Source organism: Reichenbachiella sp., from assembly GCF_039941815.1.
Classification (GTDB): domain Bacteria; phylum Bacteroidota; class Bacteroidia; order Cytophagales; family Cyclobacteriaceae; genus Reichenbachiella.
Map to the genome: position 1 here is coordinate 114,119 of NZ_JBDVDW010000027.1, position 16,091 is coordinate 130,209.

The window sequence follows — 16,091 nt, forward strand, 5'->3', positions numbered from 1 at the left end:
AAAACAATTAACGTGCTAGGTTACTCAAAAATCTAAAGAATTTTACCAACGAATCAGTGCAGAGGCCCAGGTAAATCCACTCCCGAAGGCAGCCAAACAGACTAAATCTCCACTTTTCACCTTTCCTTCAGACACCGCCTCACTTAGCGCGAGCGGAATAGATGCCGCTGTCGTGTTTCCATATTTCTGAATGTTGTTGAATACCTGGTCGTCACCCAGCTTCATTTGCTTTTGAATAAACTGGCTTATCCTCAAATTGGCCTGATGTGGTATGAGCATATCGATATCGCTTGCCTCGTAGCCATTTTGTGCCAGTGCTTCCTGTATGACCTGCTGAAACCGAACAACCGCATGTTTGAAAACGAAGTTTCCATTCATATAAGGATAATATCTGATATCCTCAGGATCATTTCTACTGATATAATTCGGTACCCAGTCCGTCGTAGAAGGACCTATAAGGGAAAGTTCCTCTGCATGCTGGCCTTCAGAATGCAAGTGAGTTGATAATACACCCTTTCCTTCCTCATCTGTAGCCTGTAGAATCGCAGCCCCTGCACCGTCACCAAAGATCACTGATACCCCACGGCCTCTTGTAGTAAAATCAAGTCCTCCGCTATGCACCTCACTGCCAACCACCAGTACAGTTTTGTACATGCCTGTCTTGATGAATTGATCAGCCACCGAAATCCCATATACAAACCCAGAACACTGGTTCCTAATATCGATTGCACCAATTTCCTTTTTGAAACCAAGCTGTTGCTGGACCATCACTCCGGGTCCTGGAAAGTAATAATCTGGACTGAGCGTTGCAAAAACGATGAAATCAATGTCATCTACCTCAATACCTGCTTTCTCAATAGCCATCCGAGAAGCTTTCGTAGCCATGCTCGATGTGGTATCCTCTCCACCTGGTACGATGTGTCTACGCTCCTTTATACCTGTACGTTCCTGAATCCAGGCGTCATTGGTGTCCATGAGCGGTTCTAGTTGTTGGTTGGTCACCACATTATCTGGCACATAGTGACCCATGCCTATAATTTTTGCACTTTTCATCATTTTCATTTTTGGGTTCACACACTAAAATAGTGGGCGGTTCACAATATCGTAAGTATCATTTTTAATTTCAACAGTCTAATAAGAAATTATCCTTACAGATCACACTCACTCAAATAGCGTATAGTTACCCAGCTGGTCCACAGAAGATTGTGGTTTGATGAGATCAGCCGTATTGTTTCCCGGATTGGTGATATGAGGCGAGACCGGATGATGACTGATAGCGCCTAAGGCCTCCGTATTATTCAGAATCTGCAAAAGTTCCTCCTCAGTGGAGTAGCTATCGAGCCATTTCTGCTCAAGGTCTACAGGAATAATGCCTGGCATAGCTACACCAAACTCCGCCATTCCTATGTAATTAGGTACTTCTATGATCTTGAAGGTGTAGTGCGTGTTACCATCCATGTCTTCGTTATCCTCCCAAATGCCAGGCAAGCTAAATAGTGTCTGGGAAGGGTTGTAAAAGTAATGTGGTGTTTTTCTTTTTTTACTGTACTGCTTCCAGAGGTAAAATCCGTTGACAGGGATAAGGCACCTACGTTTCTCTAGAGCTGTCTTTAGAGTAGTCTTGGATAAGAGTTGGTCACGGTCACAGGTAAGCAACTTAGGTGAAATGCTCTTGTTGTTTGACCATTCTTTGCTAGCACCCCAGTACAAAAAAGAAATCTCTCCTTTGTTGGCGTCGCTTACCACAGGCAGCTGTTGAGAGGGCGCCGCATTATAGTTTGGCACGGTAAACTCCTCGCCTTTTAGCCCATATCTAGCATTGATTTCTTTAAAATCCGAGTATATCGCGTACCTGTCTATCATAGATTAATTCTCTAGTGCTGGTTGATGAATTCAAACGCCCGCTGTTCAGACCAGAAAATGCCTCCACTTCCTATTGACGAAAAACCAACGTGACCTCCAAATTTAGGCATCTCGAAATAAACATTTTTGGAAGATTTGAATTTTGTTTGCTCAAAGCACGATTCTGAAAGAAATGGATCATTCAGCGCATTGACCAAAAGTGTTGGAACCTGGATTCCTTCGATAAAATTACGAGCGCTGCACTTAGCATAATAGTCATCCGCCGAATCGAATCCATGCAGCGGTGCCGTGACTACGCTGTCGAATTGATACATGTTCTCAACCTGCATTAATTTTTCAAGATCAATTGCGCCAGGCAGTTTTTCATTTTTGGCCTTTCCTTTCATTTTCAAGGACTTCAAAAATCTATTGCAGTATAAAAAATTGTGTGGCTTGTCGATTTCATGACAGCATCCTTTCAGGTCTATCGGAACCGAAAAAACAAAAGCAGATTTGATCCGCTCATCTCGCTTTTCTTCGCCCAGATACTTCAATGTTAGATTTCCGCCAAGGCTAAACCCACCAAGCGTGATATTAGGAATACCAAGGGTAAGAGCATAGTTTACCAGTGTATTCAAATCCTGTGTCGCACCACTGTGATAAAACCTTGCGGTATCATTCATCTCACCGCTACAACCTCGATAGTTCCAGGCGATCACATTCCAACCTTCGTTATGAAATCGCTTGACCATGCCCTCAATATAGGGTCTATGGCTGTCTCCCTCCAGTCCGTGTGATAGGATCAGTAGCCGATCGGTATCAGCTTTGTACCAATCCAGATCAAGAAAATCCTGGTCAGGAGTAGGGATGCGAATTGATTCGAATGTAGGCAAGCCTTTCACCTTGCGGGTAATCCCCGGGATAATGGTTTCCAAGTGTCTATTAAATAGAAGTTTTGGTTTTTTATAATCTGAGGATGGAATTATTGGCATTGGAAATTACAGCTCGTTTTTTTGGCTCAAATTTAAAATTTAAAAAAATTCCCCACCATAATTTTCAAAAACTATATTTTTTCAAGGGGTGGATTGTAACCATCAAAATTTTCAGAATAGATAAATTTGATTAAAGGGCTAATTCAGGCTAATTTAGCCTTTCCATTTTCAAATAATCAAAAACAATGGCGGAAGTAATAAAGATGCCTAAGATGAGCGACACCATGGAAGAAGGGGTGATTGCATCTTGGCTAAAAAAAGTTGGGGATGATGTAAAATCCGGTGATATTCTTGCAGAAGTAGAAACGGACAAGGCGACTATGGAACTAGAGTCGTACGACGACGGAGTTTTACTACATATCGGCGTGGCAGAGAAATCTGCGGTACCGGTAGACGGAGTAATTGCCATTATCGGAGAAAAAGGAGAAAAAATAGATGACCTGCTTGCCAGTTTGTCCGCTCCGGCACCAGCAGCTGCAGAGCCCGCACAAGAAGCAGCACCAGCAGCAGCTAGTCAGGAAAGCATCGATACCTCTGGGATCAACGCGCAAGTGATCAAGATGCCTAAGATGAGCGATACCATGACAGAAGGGGTGATCTCTTCTTGGATCAAAAATGTAGGCGACAGTGTGAAATCTGGAGATATTTTGGCGGAAGTCGAGACTGACAAAGCCACCATGGAGCTCGAATCATATGATGATGGCGTACTTCTTTACCAAGCAGTACAAGCCGGCAACGGTGTACCTGTAGATGGTGTGATTGCCATCATTGGTGAAAAAGGAGCCGACTATGAAACTTTGCTAAAGGCTGAAGCAGCTAGTGCTGCTGCACCGGCAGTAGAAGAAAAAAAGGAAGCGGCACCAGCCACTTCTGCACCGCCGGCTGCAAATTCGGCTCCCACAACAGCTGTGCCTGCACAGCCAGCAGCACAGTCCAACGGACGCGTAATAGCCAGTCCGTTAGCAAAAAAATTAGCGAGTGAAAAAGGGGTGGATATTGCACAAATACCTGGCACTGGTGACGGTGGAAGAGTCATAAAAAGAGATGTAGAATCTTTTGTGCCTTCTGCAGCTGGCAGTGCCTCAGGAGTAGCTTCCGCAAATATCGGAGTAGAAAGCTATGAAGATATACCTGCTACGCAGATGAGAAAAGCGATAGCCAAAGGGGTGACAGCCAGCCAATTTGGTGCACCGCACTTCTATCTGACCATGGAAATAGACATGGACAAGACGATAGAAGCGAGAACCAGCATCAACGAGCTGGCTCCTGTGAAGATTTCTTTCAATGATATCATCGTAAAGGCAGTAGCCGCAGCACTTCGCCAGCATCCAGATGTAAATACCTACTGGATCAGCGACACCAACAGTATTCGCAAAAATCATCACATCAGTATTGGAGTGGCCATGGCTACACCAGAAGGACTAGTCGTGCCAGTTGTGAAGTTTGCGGATACCAAAAGCCTGGCTCAGATCTCAACAGAGGTCAAAGAGTTTGGAGCGAAGGCCAAGGCCAAGAAAATCCAACTGGATGAAATGCAGGGCAATACCTTTACTGTATCCAATCTGGGTATGTTTGGTATAGAGCAATTCACTTCTATCATTAATGCGCCAGAATCTTGTATTCTCGCCGTAGGAGGTATTAAACAAATCCCAGTAGTAAAGAATGGTGAAATTGTACCTGGCAATGTCATGAAGATCACTCTGACCTGCGATCACAGGACAGTGGATGGAGCTGTAGGCTCTGCCTTCTTGCAAACACTAAAAGGATTTATTGAAGACCCGGTTAGAATCCTGATCTAATTAAATTATTTTATTAAGGAGAGGATAACCTCTCCTTTTTTTATTCGTCTTTTTCTATTAAACAGATCATATGTCGAAATTCCCAAAAATAAAATCAACCACAGTCTGTGCGATCAAACACAATGGACAAGTAGCCATAGGCGCAGATGGCCAGGCTACATTAGGTAATACCGTTGCGAAAAGCAATGTGAAAAAAATACGAAAACTACAGGATGGGAAGATTGTAACCGGGTTTGCCGGATCGACAGCTGATGCCTTCACACTACTGGAGCGCATGGATGAGAAGTTAAACTCATATGGTGGCAACATGAAAAGAGCCGCTATCGAATTGGCCAAAGATTGGAGGATGGATCGATATCTCCGCAAGCTGGAGGCCATGCTGATTGTGGCTGACAAAGACGAAATTCTAGTGGTCTCCGGTACTGGAGACGTACTGGAACCAGACAACGACATTGCCGTAATAGGCTCTGGCAGCATGTATGCACAGTCGGCAGCACTAGCTCTGAAAAAACACGCAGGAGATAAATTGACTGCTGAAGAAATGGTCAGAGAAAGTCTGAACATCGCAGCAGATATCTGCATTTATACCAATCATAATCTAGTCATAGAGAAAGTCTGATAAATGTTTGGTAGCTTTTTTTGATATAAGCTATTTTTATTAAATGTTGAAGTCATTCTGCTCAGCTCTCCTCCTCTTACTGCTGCTTCAAGCAGGACAGGTTCAGGCGCAATCCGTTGCACGCGAATGGAATGAAATATTACTGGAGGCCATCAGAAATGATCTTGCTCGACCAACCGTGCACGCTCGAAATTTATTTCATATTTCAGCCGCTATGTACGACGCATGGGCGGCCTATGACCAGACAGCCTCGACCTACTTTCTAGCGCACAACCATCGGGGCTACTTTTTTGAGTACAAAGGCACAGCTGTACCCGGAAATAGTTCTGTCACCGAATCCCGCGAGGCGGCCATTAGCTATGCTGCCTTTCGGTTGATACAACACCGATTTCAGCACTCTCCTGGGTTCGCAACAGTTGAAAATCTAAGTCTCACACTCATGAACCGTCTTGGGCTGAACTCGGATTACCAACAAACAGAAAATTATCAAAACAATCCTGCAGATCTGGGTAACTACATTGCTCAGCAGGTCATCCTCTTTGGATTGACGGATGGTTCCAATGAAGAAAATGACTATGCCAATAGGATCTATCAATCTATAAACGAACCCATGTTTCCGGAGTCCTATGGTACTGCTGAGCTGTCCAACCCAAATCGTTGGCAGCCTTTGGGGTTTGATCAGTTTATTGGACAATCTGGCATAGATGAAGGGAGCACTACACCAGAGTTTGTCGGTCCAGAATGGGGTCAGGTGGTCCCCTTCGCACTCGATGAGAATGACATAACAATTAAAGAAAGAGATGGCCATACCTATCTGGTAAGTCACGACCCGGGAAAACCACCCTACCTCGATGCGATCAACAATCTAGAGCGGTTAGATTATCAATGGGGTTTTAGCCTTGTGGCTCAATGGTCATCACATCTTGACCCTCGAGATAGTGTGCGATGGGACATTTCGCCAGCTTCCATTGGCAACATTACTCTTGAAGATTTGCCCGTCAACGTAGCTGGTCTTCAGGATTTTTATGATTTCGAAAATGGGGGTGATATCAGCCTGGGTTATGATCTCAATCCTATAACCGGCCTGCCTTATACACCACAAAACGTCCTTCGAGCAGATTATGCAAGAGTGCTTGCGGAGTTTTGGGCAGACGGGCCGGACTCTGAGACTCCTCCCGGTCATTGGTTTGTCCTCCTCAATTACGTCAATGATCACCCCGCGTTTGAGAGAAAATACAATGACACAGAAGTACCTATGGATGCCTTGGAATGGAACGTTAAATCATATTTTGCCCTAGGGGGTGCAATGCACGATGCTGCTATCACCGCTTGGGGAATCAAAGGTTTTTATGACTACATCCGACCCATATCAGCCATTCGGTATATGTCTGAGTTAGGACAGTGCACTGATCCTGAACTGCCCTCCTATCATCAAATGGGATTGCCTCTGATTCCAAATCAAATAGAATTAATAACTGCTGACGACCCACTCAACGAATACGGAGATGTTGAAAATCTTATCAAAATCAGAGCGTGGAAGGTTCCAGGCAGATATTATCAGGGAGGCGACGACGAACTTAGCGTAGATTGGATAGCTGGTGGTAGATGGCAACCCTACCAACGCCCCACTTTTGTAACTCCGCCATTTGCCGGATATGTTTCTGGTCATTCTACTTTTTCACGAGCAGCAGCAGAGATCATGAGTGCCATCACTGGAAGTGAGTATTTTCCTGGAGGAATTGGTGAATTTAAAGCACTGAAGGATAGATTTCTGATTTTCGAAAAAGGCCCAAGTGAGCATATCACCCTACAATGGGCCAAGTATTTTGATGCCTCAGATCAATGTAGCCTATCTAGAATTTGGGGTGGCATCCACCCTCCAGTCGACGATATTCCGGGAAGATTGATTGGCCATAAGATAGGAACAAAAGCGTTCGCGCATGCTGAGCGCTACTTCAGAGGTGAGATAAAAGACGAAGACGTACCCTTAGAAGTAGCCCGTACAACCATCGGACCCAATCCTATAGGAGCGCAGAGTGGTGATGAGATCAACTTGTATATCAAAAAACCAGACGATCTTCATAAAAAAATCTCTTTGTACAATGCCTCAGGCCATTTAGTGCTAGAAGAAAATGTTGGATATATTCAGCATTTTATTCTCAAAAGTGAGGGTCTTCGCAATGGTATCTATTACCTCGTGGTCGATACAAACGATTACACTGAGAAGCACAAGATATCCATCCAACGATAATTTTATAGCGCAAGTCAATATCAAATTGACCTTTTCCCCTTTTGATCCAAAATAATCATGATTTGATTCAGAGATATTTTCGGTCTATAAAGCTATTGGCTACATTTGCCTGCCTGTTTTGGTGACTAAAACAAAACATAAAAAACGATGAATACAAAGAAGATTGCACTCAATGACCTCCACGTCGCACTCGGCGGAAAAATGGTTCCTTTTGCCGGATATGATATGCCAGTGAGATACAGCTCAGACAAAGAAGAGCATAATCAGGTACGCGAAGGTGTAGGCGTATTCGATGTTTCGCACATGGGTGAATTTTTGCTCGAAGGGCCAAAAGCACTGGATTTGATCCAAAAGGTAAGTAGCAATGACGCTTCCAAACTTGAAGATGGCCAGGCACAGTATTCTTGCCTGCCTAACGAGGACGGTGGCATAGTAGATGATCTGATTATATACAAAATGGCAGATGAGAAGTATTTCCTTGTGGTAAATGCCTCTAACATCGAAAAGGACTGGAACTGGATCTCCAAGTACAACACCGAAGGGGTGAAAATGACTAATCAGTCTGATGAGTACTCGCTATTTGCAGTACAAGGACCAAAAGCAGTCGAGACCTTGCAAAAAATAACAGACCAGGATCTTTCAGCCATCAAATTTTACACATTCGTGATCGGTGAGCTAGCGGGAATCAGCGATGTGATTATCTCTGCAACAGGATACACAGGCGCAGGAGGCTTCGAACTGTATGTAAAAAACAAGGATGCCGAAGCAGTTTGGAAAAAAGTATTTGAAGCTGGCGAAGAATTTGGAATTCTACCCATCGGACTTGGCGCCAGAGATACCCTCAGACTTGAGATGGGATATTGCCTATATGGCAATGACATCACTGACACAACTTCTCCGCTAGAAGCTGGACTGGGCTGGGTGACCAAATTCACCAAGGACTTTGTAAATTCAGCCAATCTTGCGAAGCAAAAAGAAGAAGGTGTAACCCGCCGACTGGTAGGGTTCATTATGGAAGACAAAGGGATTCCAAGGGGGCACTATGAAATAACTGATGCTGATGATCAGGTGATCGGAGAAGTGACCTCTGGTACGATGTCTCCTTCTATGGGCGTCGGTGTTGGGCTGGGATATGTCAAGGTCGGTCATCATAAGGCTGACAGCGAGATTTTCATCAAGGTTAGAAATAAATCTTTAAAAGCCATCGTCACCAAATTACCACTCTACAAAAAATAGATTTGAAGAAGAAAATTGAAGTTTGCCTTTCACCGGAATTAATCGGATTGTATGATCTGGAGGGTAAAATCGTAGTTGTAGTCGATATTCTCCGCGCTACTTCCGTCATGGTCACTGCACTGGCAAATGGGGCTTCGGAAATCATACCAGTGGCCACATTAGAGGAAGCTCAGGCTTTTCTCGATCAGGGATTTCTGTGTGCCGCAGAACGAGGTGGCGCTCCGGTAGAAGGATTCCCACTGGACAACTCCCCGCTCAACTACATGAATGATAGTATACTTGGTAAACCGATTGTGATTACTACGACCAACGGGACATTGGCGATCACCAAATCGACTGCTGCAGACCAGGTGCTGGTTGGAGCCTTTCTCAACATCCAATCCGTAGCTGACTATATCGTATCTCAAGACAAAGATGTGATCGTGCATTGTGCCGGTTGGAAAGGCAAAGTGAATATGGAAGACACCTTATTCGCTGGCAACATGGTTGAGTTACTTACGGCAAGCCACGATCTGGCATGCGATACGGCCCATATGGCACTCAAGTATTACCAGTCTGCTAAGGACAACCTTTTTGAGACTGTGAAAAACTCGGCTCATGCCAAACGGCTAAATAAACTGAACATCATCAAGGACATCGAGTTTTGTGTAAGTCATAACGTATATGACTTGGTGCCAAAGTTGGAAGGGAAAAAACTGGTACTAGCAAATATCTAAGCAGTCCGAAAAATCGATTATCCATAAAAAGTGACATGGCCTAAGACACGGCCAATTCTTCCAGTCGGTTGTCGATGACACTCATTTTCTCTTTGCGATAAGCTTCAAATTGTCTCTCATGTACTTCTAGTAAATCGTCATATGGGCCTCTTTGAGACAGCACTTTGACAAGGATTGGGGAGACCTCTAGCACAATAAATAGTAAAATGATAAACCAATTGGCCAAAGAAACTACTGTATACTTGTCTCCCAGTCGATCCAACGCAGTTAGCTGAAAAGAAATTCCATTAATATCAGCCAACTCCAATGTGCTTATCTCTTTCGATTTTAACACAGAGAGTAGGCTGAGTTGGTGATCGATATCTCCTCCCTGCTGTTCAGATATCCGGATTAGATCCTCTAGCTCTTTTTGAGCCAAATCTGCATTCTTCTTTTTAATCATATAGATAGGCCCAGGATTTACCTTGCCAGATCCACCAGTGCCGTCTGCCTCCTGTCGAGCCAAATCAAGTAAAGCATCTCGCTTATCGAACTTTTCTTGAAGGCGCGAAGCCAACATCTGCTTTTCATTATTCAGCGAATCGAGTTGTGTTTCATATCGAATAGCGACTGCTTTTTCATTTTGCATCATGATTTCTTGCTGCATGAGCATCAGCTCCGTCGCTATTTCTTTTTCAAATATTTTCAGTTCCAGGGGTTTGGAAATAACCAATGCAATTAATACAGCAAGCATGAGTCTTGGTAGCGCTTGAAGCCATTCGCTGCCCCCCAACTCCGATTTGCGCATGCTGAGAACAATCACCCGATCCAAATTGAAGATCATCAGTCCCCATACCAGACCAAACGCAATCGGTAGCACTACGCTGTCGAAAACAAAGTACATGGCATATGAGGAAGAAAGTGCCGCCAGGCAGCCGGTAAAGAAAATAGTTGCTCCAATACCAACATACTTGCTGGTTTCTATTGGGCATCTTTTGAGTAGGGTAATAGATGCCCCTGAGCAATAGCTAAAGAATCGTTCAATTGATTTCATGAGAGTGAGTTTAGACCTAATAATATTATTATGCATTAGCCAGTTCCTGTTAATACATAATAGATAACCAAAAAAAAAGGCTAAGAAAGTATTCTAGCTGGCAATAAAAAGAGTGCTCTAATAAAAGCAAACACTCCATCCACTGCAATCCCGACAAGCCTAAAGGGTAATAGAATGAGCCAAATGAGCGGATACATAAAGAGTATAGCTAGTGCCACAGGCCAACATATCACTAATAAAATAAACCAAAGTAAGATTTTCATATTTAAGAATTTTAGAAAAATAAACGAGCGTCACGAAAAATTGTTGGAGTGTAAATAGACGATATCCGCATTATTTCCATGATCAAAATTTGAATGACACTTTAAATGCTCTAATTTTAGTGCAGTTGGCATAATATTCGCAACGAATTGCAAAATCTTTAAAATGAAAAAATCAATACTTTTTATCTGTGTATTTTTTGTCGGTTTTATGAGCTTTGGACAGTCCACGACTGATAATGTGAAGCTTGCCTTGAATGCCGGAAGTGCTAAAGAATTGATCAAATATTTCAATGAAGTAACGGAATTGAAAATAGATGATGCAGGAGCCAACTACAGTAAAATTCAGGCTGAATCTATCTTGCGAGATTTTTTCCAACAAAATCAGGTAGACAACTTTGATTACATCCACAAAGGCTCCTCTCCCGAGGGTCTCAAATACAACATCGGCATGTACAATGCAAAAACCGGCTCCTTTCGAGTCGTTATCCTTCTCAAAGAAGTAAATGGGAAATATGTGGTGGATACCATGAATTTCAACAAGGAGTAATCAGAAATACCCATTTCCGCCCTCAAATCTTAGAAGTGTCAGAAAAATAAAGTTTAGCGGCAGCTTTTTAAAGCTTTCTCGAACTATTCATAATCCTGACAGCATTTGGCAGCTCATTTTGTCAGAATAGTTAATTCTTTTGGCAGACATGTAAATTTCAATAAGTCTTACTTTGGAGTATTACAAAATGAAACAAATCATGCATTTTATATGGTACAACCCTGACCTATGTGAATACAAGTACGGCAACGTAGCTTCTTTTAATACAGAAATAGAAGGAGCGCAAAACCCTAAAGCATATACGGTGCTTATGGAATTTGACAAGGATTCAAAGTCACTGGCTAGCAAGATCATTCAGCAATTGAACATTGCAAATACGCAATCCATCGTAAGAATTGCCTCTTAGATCGAAAAAGTTGGTTGAATCGTGGTGTTTACCTTAGTATTAAGGACGGTTCGTTTTTAATACAAGCTGAGAAATTGGCAGTTGAGTAAAGAAAACTGGCAGATTCGAACACTAGGATTTAGGTTTATTTGTAACGTTAAACAATTTGGCATGCATCTTATTTGGTATAATTCTGTAACCAAAAAGTATGAGTACGGAAGTTCTCTGGATTTTAAATCCTTGAAGCAGAACAGTGATTTGGGAGACGCCCTGACTATTCTGATGGAATTTACCGGAGACGACAAAGTGTTAGCCACTAAGATTATCAGTGAGCTAAACATTGCCAAAGGAGAACCTCTCATGGTGGTTTAAAACCATGACTGAAATAGCAACCTTTTTCTCATAGCTTATCCTGTAGACGGCAGGAATAGTGTTAATAAACGAACCCCGGCTTTTGTCGGGGTTTATTTTTTTGTAAAAAAGAAGGATGGAAATGCCGTTCGCTCAGACTGACCCAGAAGATTGAGTTTTAGTTGAGACCTAATAAATCCTACTCCATATCCTATCAACTGAATAAATGAAGCCGGAACAGCCATCATAGCTACCCGCAGACTATTTTTTCTCACCGCATCCAAGAATATCAACCCTCCATAGCAGACCAAAGGAATCAAGCTCATACCTGAGGTAAGAAATGAAAGCGCAAAGAGGCCTGTCACTCCAATTAGGAAAACGGACGGTAGAAAATATACCAATTTGGAGGTACCCGGATGCCAGCGGTTGAGAATGACCCTTACAACACCAAATTTATATACCTGCTTAAAAAATTTGTTGAAATCAATTCTTCTTTTGTGATAAACAAAAGCTTCACCGATCAATGCTATCTTGAAGCCTGCCTTCATAATCCGAAAACTAAGATCCGGATCTTCTCCAGGATGAATGTCAGAAAAACCACCAATTTTATCATATACGGCTCTCGAAAAACCCATATTGAAGCTGCGAGGCTGATACGTATCTAACTGCTTTTTACCTCCTCTGATGCCTCCCGTAGTAAAGAATGACGTCATCGCATAGTTGATGGCCTTCTGAACTGTAGAAAACGATGGATGTGCCGAATCTGGGCCGCCAAAAGCGTCAGGGCTATGCTCTAATAATGCCTCATCCAATTTTTCGAAGTAGTTTGCCGGAAGTACGCAATCCGAATCAAAAAAAAGTAGGTAGTCGCCGCTGGCCTTTTCCATGCCAAAATTGCGACTATCACCCGGACCACTATTAGGTTTATAATAGTATCGAATTGGAAGGTCATACTGATCCACCAAAAAATCAGAACGCAACTCAGAGCCATCTTCAACCAAAATGATTTCAAAAAGCCGCTGAGTCTGTGACGCTAAGCTGTCCAGCATTTCCCGCATCTCATCGGGCCGGTCAAATACCGGAATGATTATAGAATATTTTGGATTGCTCATAGGCGGACACTAAACGGTGCAATTTAATCCTTTGAATGCACATTATGCCCTTTGCATAGCGTCAGTCTATAGTTTTCTGAATTTAATTTGAAATGGTCCTTCTTTGGTGTTCAAACGCATCACATAGATTCCTGGATGTAGGCTACTCGCATCTATAGATTGTAGTTTGGCTGGGTCCAACACTCCAGATATCATAGTTTTTCCGGTCAAATCCGCAACTTCATAGGCAGTAAAGATCGGGTCTGCCAAGCTGATGTTGATCTCAGAAAGTACAGGATTAGGGTATACGGCTTGGTTTACCATAGATTCCACCTGGGTGATCGTTAGCGCGGTTGATTTTGCCGAACAGCCAGCCTCATTCGTGACGACCACAAAGTAGACACCTCCTCCTTGTAGCTCCAATGAGCTTGATGTTCCATCTACCACCTCTTGATCGTTATAAAACCATTGAAAAGTTGTTGCCTCGCTGTCTGCAGTAAGATCTCCATTCTCGTCAGTGGCAATAGTAACGTTGACAGTAGCTGAGGTAGCCACAGTGAACTCATCCATACTCACGAGATTTCCATCCTGCTTGGTATAGAGGACATAGTCTCCTGCCTCCAAAGCGCTAAATTCTGTGGATGACTGATAGGTGTCTCCGTCGAGGCTAAAAGTGAGGTCACCGCTGGCTGTCGCTAGCACCTCGATGCTACCATCTGCAGTTCCCGAACTACATTCTACCACGATTTCCTGAACCTCTAAGTCAGTATCCACCGGCTCAAGAATAATCTGATCCAAGTATAAATTGTTCCCATATCCGTTGACCGCATTGAACGCAAACCGTGCTGCCTCCCAGGAATCATCGAATTCAATAAGGATTTGATGATTCTTCCATTCAGAGGCTACCGGGACAAATGATACCGTGTGTGGATCTGCTGTAGCCAGTTCTTCAGCCGAATATCCCTGGATCAATTGCCAGTCATAGTTGCAGGCCTCTGCGATTACGAGCGCCAGACTGTCCTTATAGTCATCATCATAATAGGCATAGGCTCGATCAAAAGACAGTCTAAACAAGTTGTGATCGGATAGATCGAGATCGTCCAGAATAAGATAATCTTCTTCTCCTACTTGATCATAGTTGAGAAAATCCATAAGCAATGATTGATCACCTGACTGGGAGACCGAGCTGATTTCAAAAGTGTCATCATTGTCCTCATTTTCAATGGAGTACAAAGTTTCTTCTCCGACTTCAAATCCAATTTCAATATCCCCTAAAGGATTGGCATTCGGATCTTCTACTACGATATACTCCGTTATTGTCTTGGCGTCCGTCTCGGCATCATCGTTGGTGATGGTCAAAACAACCGTATAGGTTCCCGCTGTTTCGTAAATAACCTCAGGATTTTGTTCATCAGAAGTCGCTGGTGTCCCACCAGAAAACTCCCAATCCCAGCTTGTGGCAGAAATCGACTTGTCTTCGAATGTCACAGCACTGCCAGTACATATCGTCGTCAGGTCTGCATCGAAATTCGCTGCCAGTGATTTCGAGATCAGATAATTCCTCTCATCGGCATAGGTGCTGGCAATATTACTGTATTGACCATCACTGAATTGTGTTCGACAAGCTTTGGGTGCATAAGACATGATATTTCCGGTGTCTGGATCAAATTCGTCATCGTTGGCGTCAGTATCAGTACCGGTATAGTTGCAACTGCCATCTACCACTCCACTCAAATTGGGATCAGCAGGCGTATCACAAATATTGTCCCCCGCCGTGGTACAATTAGAGCCATCGACCAGCTCATCTGTGGTACCATTGTTTGTAGTGCCATGGGTATGATAGAGGTCAAAAAAGTGTCCTACTTCATGTGGCAAAGTACTGCCGTTGATTGCACAACTGTTGTCCATAAGGATGCGGTCTGGCCCACCGGAGAAGTAGGCGTAGCCGCAGAGTGCATCTTCACCGCTAGTTACAGAATTGGCAAAGTAGATGTTGATGGTATTCTCTACATCGTTGGCCGAGCCCAAGGTGGACTCATCATCAGAATCATAATCATAAAACTGATCGTCGTCTATGTAATTAATATCTCCCAGAATGAAGAAGCTCAAATTCGCATTGGTATAAAATCCATTGAGTGTGGTCATCGCGTCGTCCAATTGCTCCTCAGTCAGCCCTCCAGTACCATCTGTGGTTCGAAGGATATGTGCACTGATGGCTACATTAGACACACTTGCTGCTAGTATTTTCGCATTTGCTGGTCGATTGCGCATCCTTGCATTGATCCGTTCGATTTGTTTCTGAGTGGGTTTTGTACCACATGGTAATAATTCCTGCGCCAAAGCCGGCCATATAGCCGAAAGCAGCAGAGCTGATAAGAGTATTTTTTTCATGGGGGATTAATTTGTTGTTATCCAGGCATCCATCCTACGGACGCCTGAGTAATATTCAGACCATATGTTTTGTCTTCTTTTAACTTTATCGTTGTCGCATTTAGGTCAACCTTGTACCTCATTCCTTTTTGGTAGTTCTGCCAGTCGACATCCGACATGACCAAGATCAGTTTGCCACCGGCAGCGCTGTATTCTGCTTGCGGTTTACTCTTTTTACCTCCTATATCACTGCAAAGAGCTGAAGCAATATCCTGCTCAAATTCTCTCATTCTTACAGTCACATTGGGATTGTTCTCGGCTAAGTCCCAAGAATTTTCCTGCTTGAGTTCGATCTTTTTCGAATTAATAATGACTTGAATGTAGGATTTATTGTCTGTACTCAGTTGATAGATGTTTAAATGACTACAGGAGACCACCGAACCAGTAAGAAATTGGTCATCGGTACCAGACGTTTTACTACTTGCACAACTCAAAGTGATAGATGCGCACACAAAAAGGAAGACTCCTTTAATGAGAAATGAATTGATTTGCTGAATCATAAATATTACTGGGGTACGCTTAAAGTTATGCAATTA

The 16,091-nt window shown here is 43.2% G+C and carries 15 protein-coding genes; 8 read left to right on the forward strand and 7 right to left on the reverse strand.

Going from position 1 to position 16,091, the window contains the following annotated elements; genetic code table 11:
* Window positions 1–42: 42 nt before the first annotated feature.
* The 3 genes from ABJF11_RS06340 to ABJF11_RS06350 form a co-directional block, all read right to left on the reverse strand.
* Entirely contained in the window at window positions 43–1,053 is a 1,011-nt protein-coding gene (locus tag ABJF11_RS06340; RefSeq protein ID WP_348118984.1) for a beta-ketoacyl-ACP synthase III, read from the reverse strand.
* A 108-nt stretch (window positions 1,054–1,161) separates the two neighbouring features.
* Entirely contained in the window at window positions 1,162–1,863 is a 702-nt protein-coding gene (locus ABJF11_RS06345) for an SOS response-associated peptidase family protein (protein WP_348118850.1), read from the reverse strand.
* Window positions 1,864–1,874: 11 nt separating this feature from the next.
* On the reverse strand, window positions 1,875–2,777 hold the full coding sequence (locus ABJF11_RS06350; protein WP_348118851.1) for an alpha/beta fold hydrolase: 903 nt from the start codon (window positions 2,775–2,777) through the stop codon (window positions 1,875–1,877).
* 242 nt (window positions 2,778–3,019) lie between these two features.
* On the opposite strand from ABJF11_RS06350, the gene ABJF11_RS06355 reads away from it, so the two are divergent.
* The 5 genes from ABJF11_RS06355 to ABJF11_RS06375 all read left to right on the forward strand — a co-directional run bounded on the left by ABJF11_RS06355 (window position 3,020) and on the right by ABJF11_RS06375 (window position 9,455).
* A complete protein-coding gene (locus ABJF11_RS06355) occupies window positions 3,020–4,633 on the forward strand; it encodes a 2-oxo acid dehydrogenase subunit E2 (protein ID WP_348118853.1) in 1,614 nt (537 codons plus the stop codon).
* Between the two features lie 70 nt (window positions 4,634–4,703).
* On the forward strand, window positions 4,704–5,252 hold the full coding sequence (gene hslV / locus ABJF11_RS06360) for an ATP-dependent protease subunit HslV (protein ID WP_348118854.1): 549 nt from the start codon (window positions 4,704–4,706) through the stop codon (window positions 5,250–5,252).
* Window positions 5,253–5,295: 43 nt separating this feature from the next.
* A complete protein-coding gene (locus ABJF11_RS06365; RefSeq protein WP_348118856.1) occupies window positions 5,296–7,503 on the forward strand; it encodes a DUF6851 domain-containing protein in 2,208 nt (735 codons plus the stop codon).
* Window positions 7,504–7,650: 147 nt separating this feature from the next.
* On the forward strand, window positions 7,651–8,739 hold the full coding sequence (gene gcvT / locus ABJF11_RS06370) for a glycine cleavage system aminomethyltransferase GcvT (protein WP_348118857.1): 1,089 nt from the start codon (window positions 7,651–7,653) through the stop codon (window positions 8,737–8,739).
* A 2-nt stretch (window positions 8,740–8,741) separates the two neighbouring features.
* Window positions 8,742–9,455 carry a 2-phosphosulfolactate phosphatase gene (locus ABJF11_RS06375; RefSeq protein WP_348118858.1) on the forward strand — a complete coding sequence of 238 codons (714 nt, stop codon included), beginning with the start codon at window positions 8,742–8,744 and terminating at the stop codon, window positions 9,453–9,455.
* Between the two features lie 40 nt (window positions 9,456–9,495).
* On the opposite strand, the gene ABJF11_RS06380 is transcribed toward ABJF11_RS06375, so the two are convergent.
* Window positions 9,496–10,488, reverse strand: coding sequence for a DUF4407 domain-containing protein (locus ABJF11_RS06380; RefSeq protein WP_348118859.1), 993 nt, complete (start codon window positions 10,486–10,488; stop codon window positions 9,496–9,498).
* 426 nt (window positions 10,489–10,914) lie between these two features.
* Between ABJF11_RS06380 and ABJF11_RS06385 the strand changes: the two genes are divergently transcribed.
* From ABJF11_RS06385 to ABJF11_RS06395, 3 genes are all read left to right on the forward strand, one after another.
* The gene (locus ABJF11_RS06385; RefSeq protein ID WP_348118860.1) at window positions 10,915–11,298 is read left to right on the forward strand and encodes a DUF4783 domain-containing protein; all 384 of its coding nucleotides are present in this window, start codon (window positions 10,915–10,917) and stop codon (window positions 11,296–11,298) included.
* Window positions 11,299–11,497: 199 nt separating this feature from the next.
* Window positions 11,498–11,704 carry a hypothetical protein gene (locus ABJF11_RS06390; RefSeq protein WP_348118861.1) on the forward strand — a complete coding sequence of 69 codons (207 nt, stop codon included), beginning with the start codon at window positions 11,498–11,500 and terminating at the stop codon, window positions 11,702–11,704.
* Window positions 11,705–11,854: 150 nt separating this feature from the next.
* Window positions 11,855–12,055, forward strand: coding sequence for a hypothetical protein (locus ABJF11_RS06395; RefSeq protein ID WP_348118862.1), 201 nt, complete (start codon window positions 11,855–11,857; stop codon window positions 12,053–12,055).
* A gap of 92 nt (window positions 12,056–12,147) precedes the next feature.
* Here ABJF11_RS06395 and ABJF11_RS06400 read toward each other — a convergent pair whose 3' ends face one another.
* The 3 genes from ABJF11_RS06400 to ABJF11_RS06410 all read right to left on the reverse strand — a co-directional run bounded on the left by ABJF11_RS06400 (window position 12,148) and on the right by ABJF11_RS06410 (window position 16,088).
* Window positions 12,148–13,146, reverse strand: coding sequence for a glycosyltransferase (locus tag ABJF11_RS06400; protein ID WP_348118863.1), 999 nt, complete (start codon window positions 13,144–13,146; stop codon window positions 12,148–12,150).
* 66 nt (window positions 13,147–13,212) lie between these two features.
* Window positions 13,213–15,516, reverse strand: a complete 2,304-nt coding sequence (locus ABJF11_RS06405; protein WP_348118864.1) for a PKD domain-containing protein — start codon at window positions 15,514–15,516, stop codon at window positions 13,213–13,215.
* Between the two features lie 17 nt (window positions 15,517–15,533).
* The gene (locus ABJF11_RS06410; RefSeq protein WP_348118866.1) at window positions 15,534–16,088 is read right to left on the reverse strand and encodes a hypothetical protein; all 555 of its coding nucleotides are present in this window, start codon (window positions 16,086–16,088) and stop codon (window positions 15,534–15,536) included.
* Window positions 16,089–16,091: the final 3 nt, after the last annotated feature.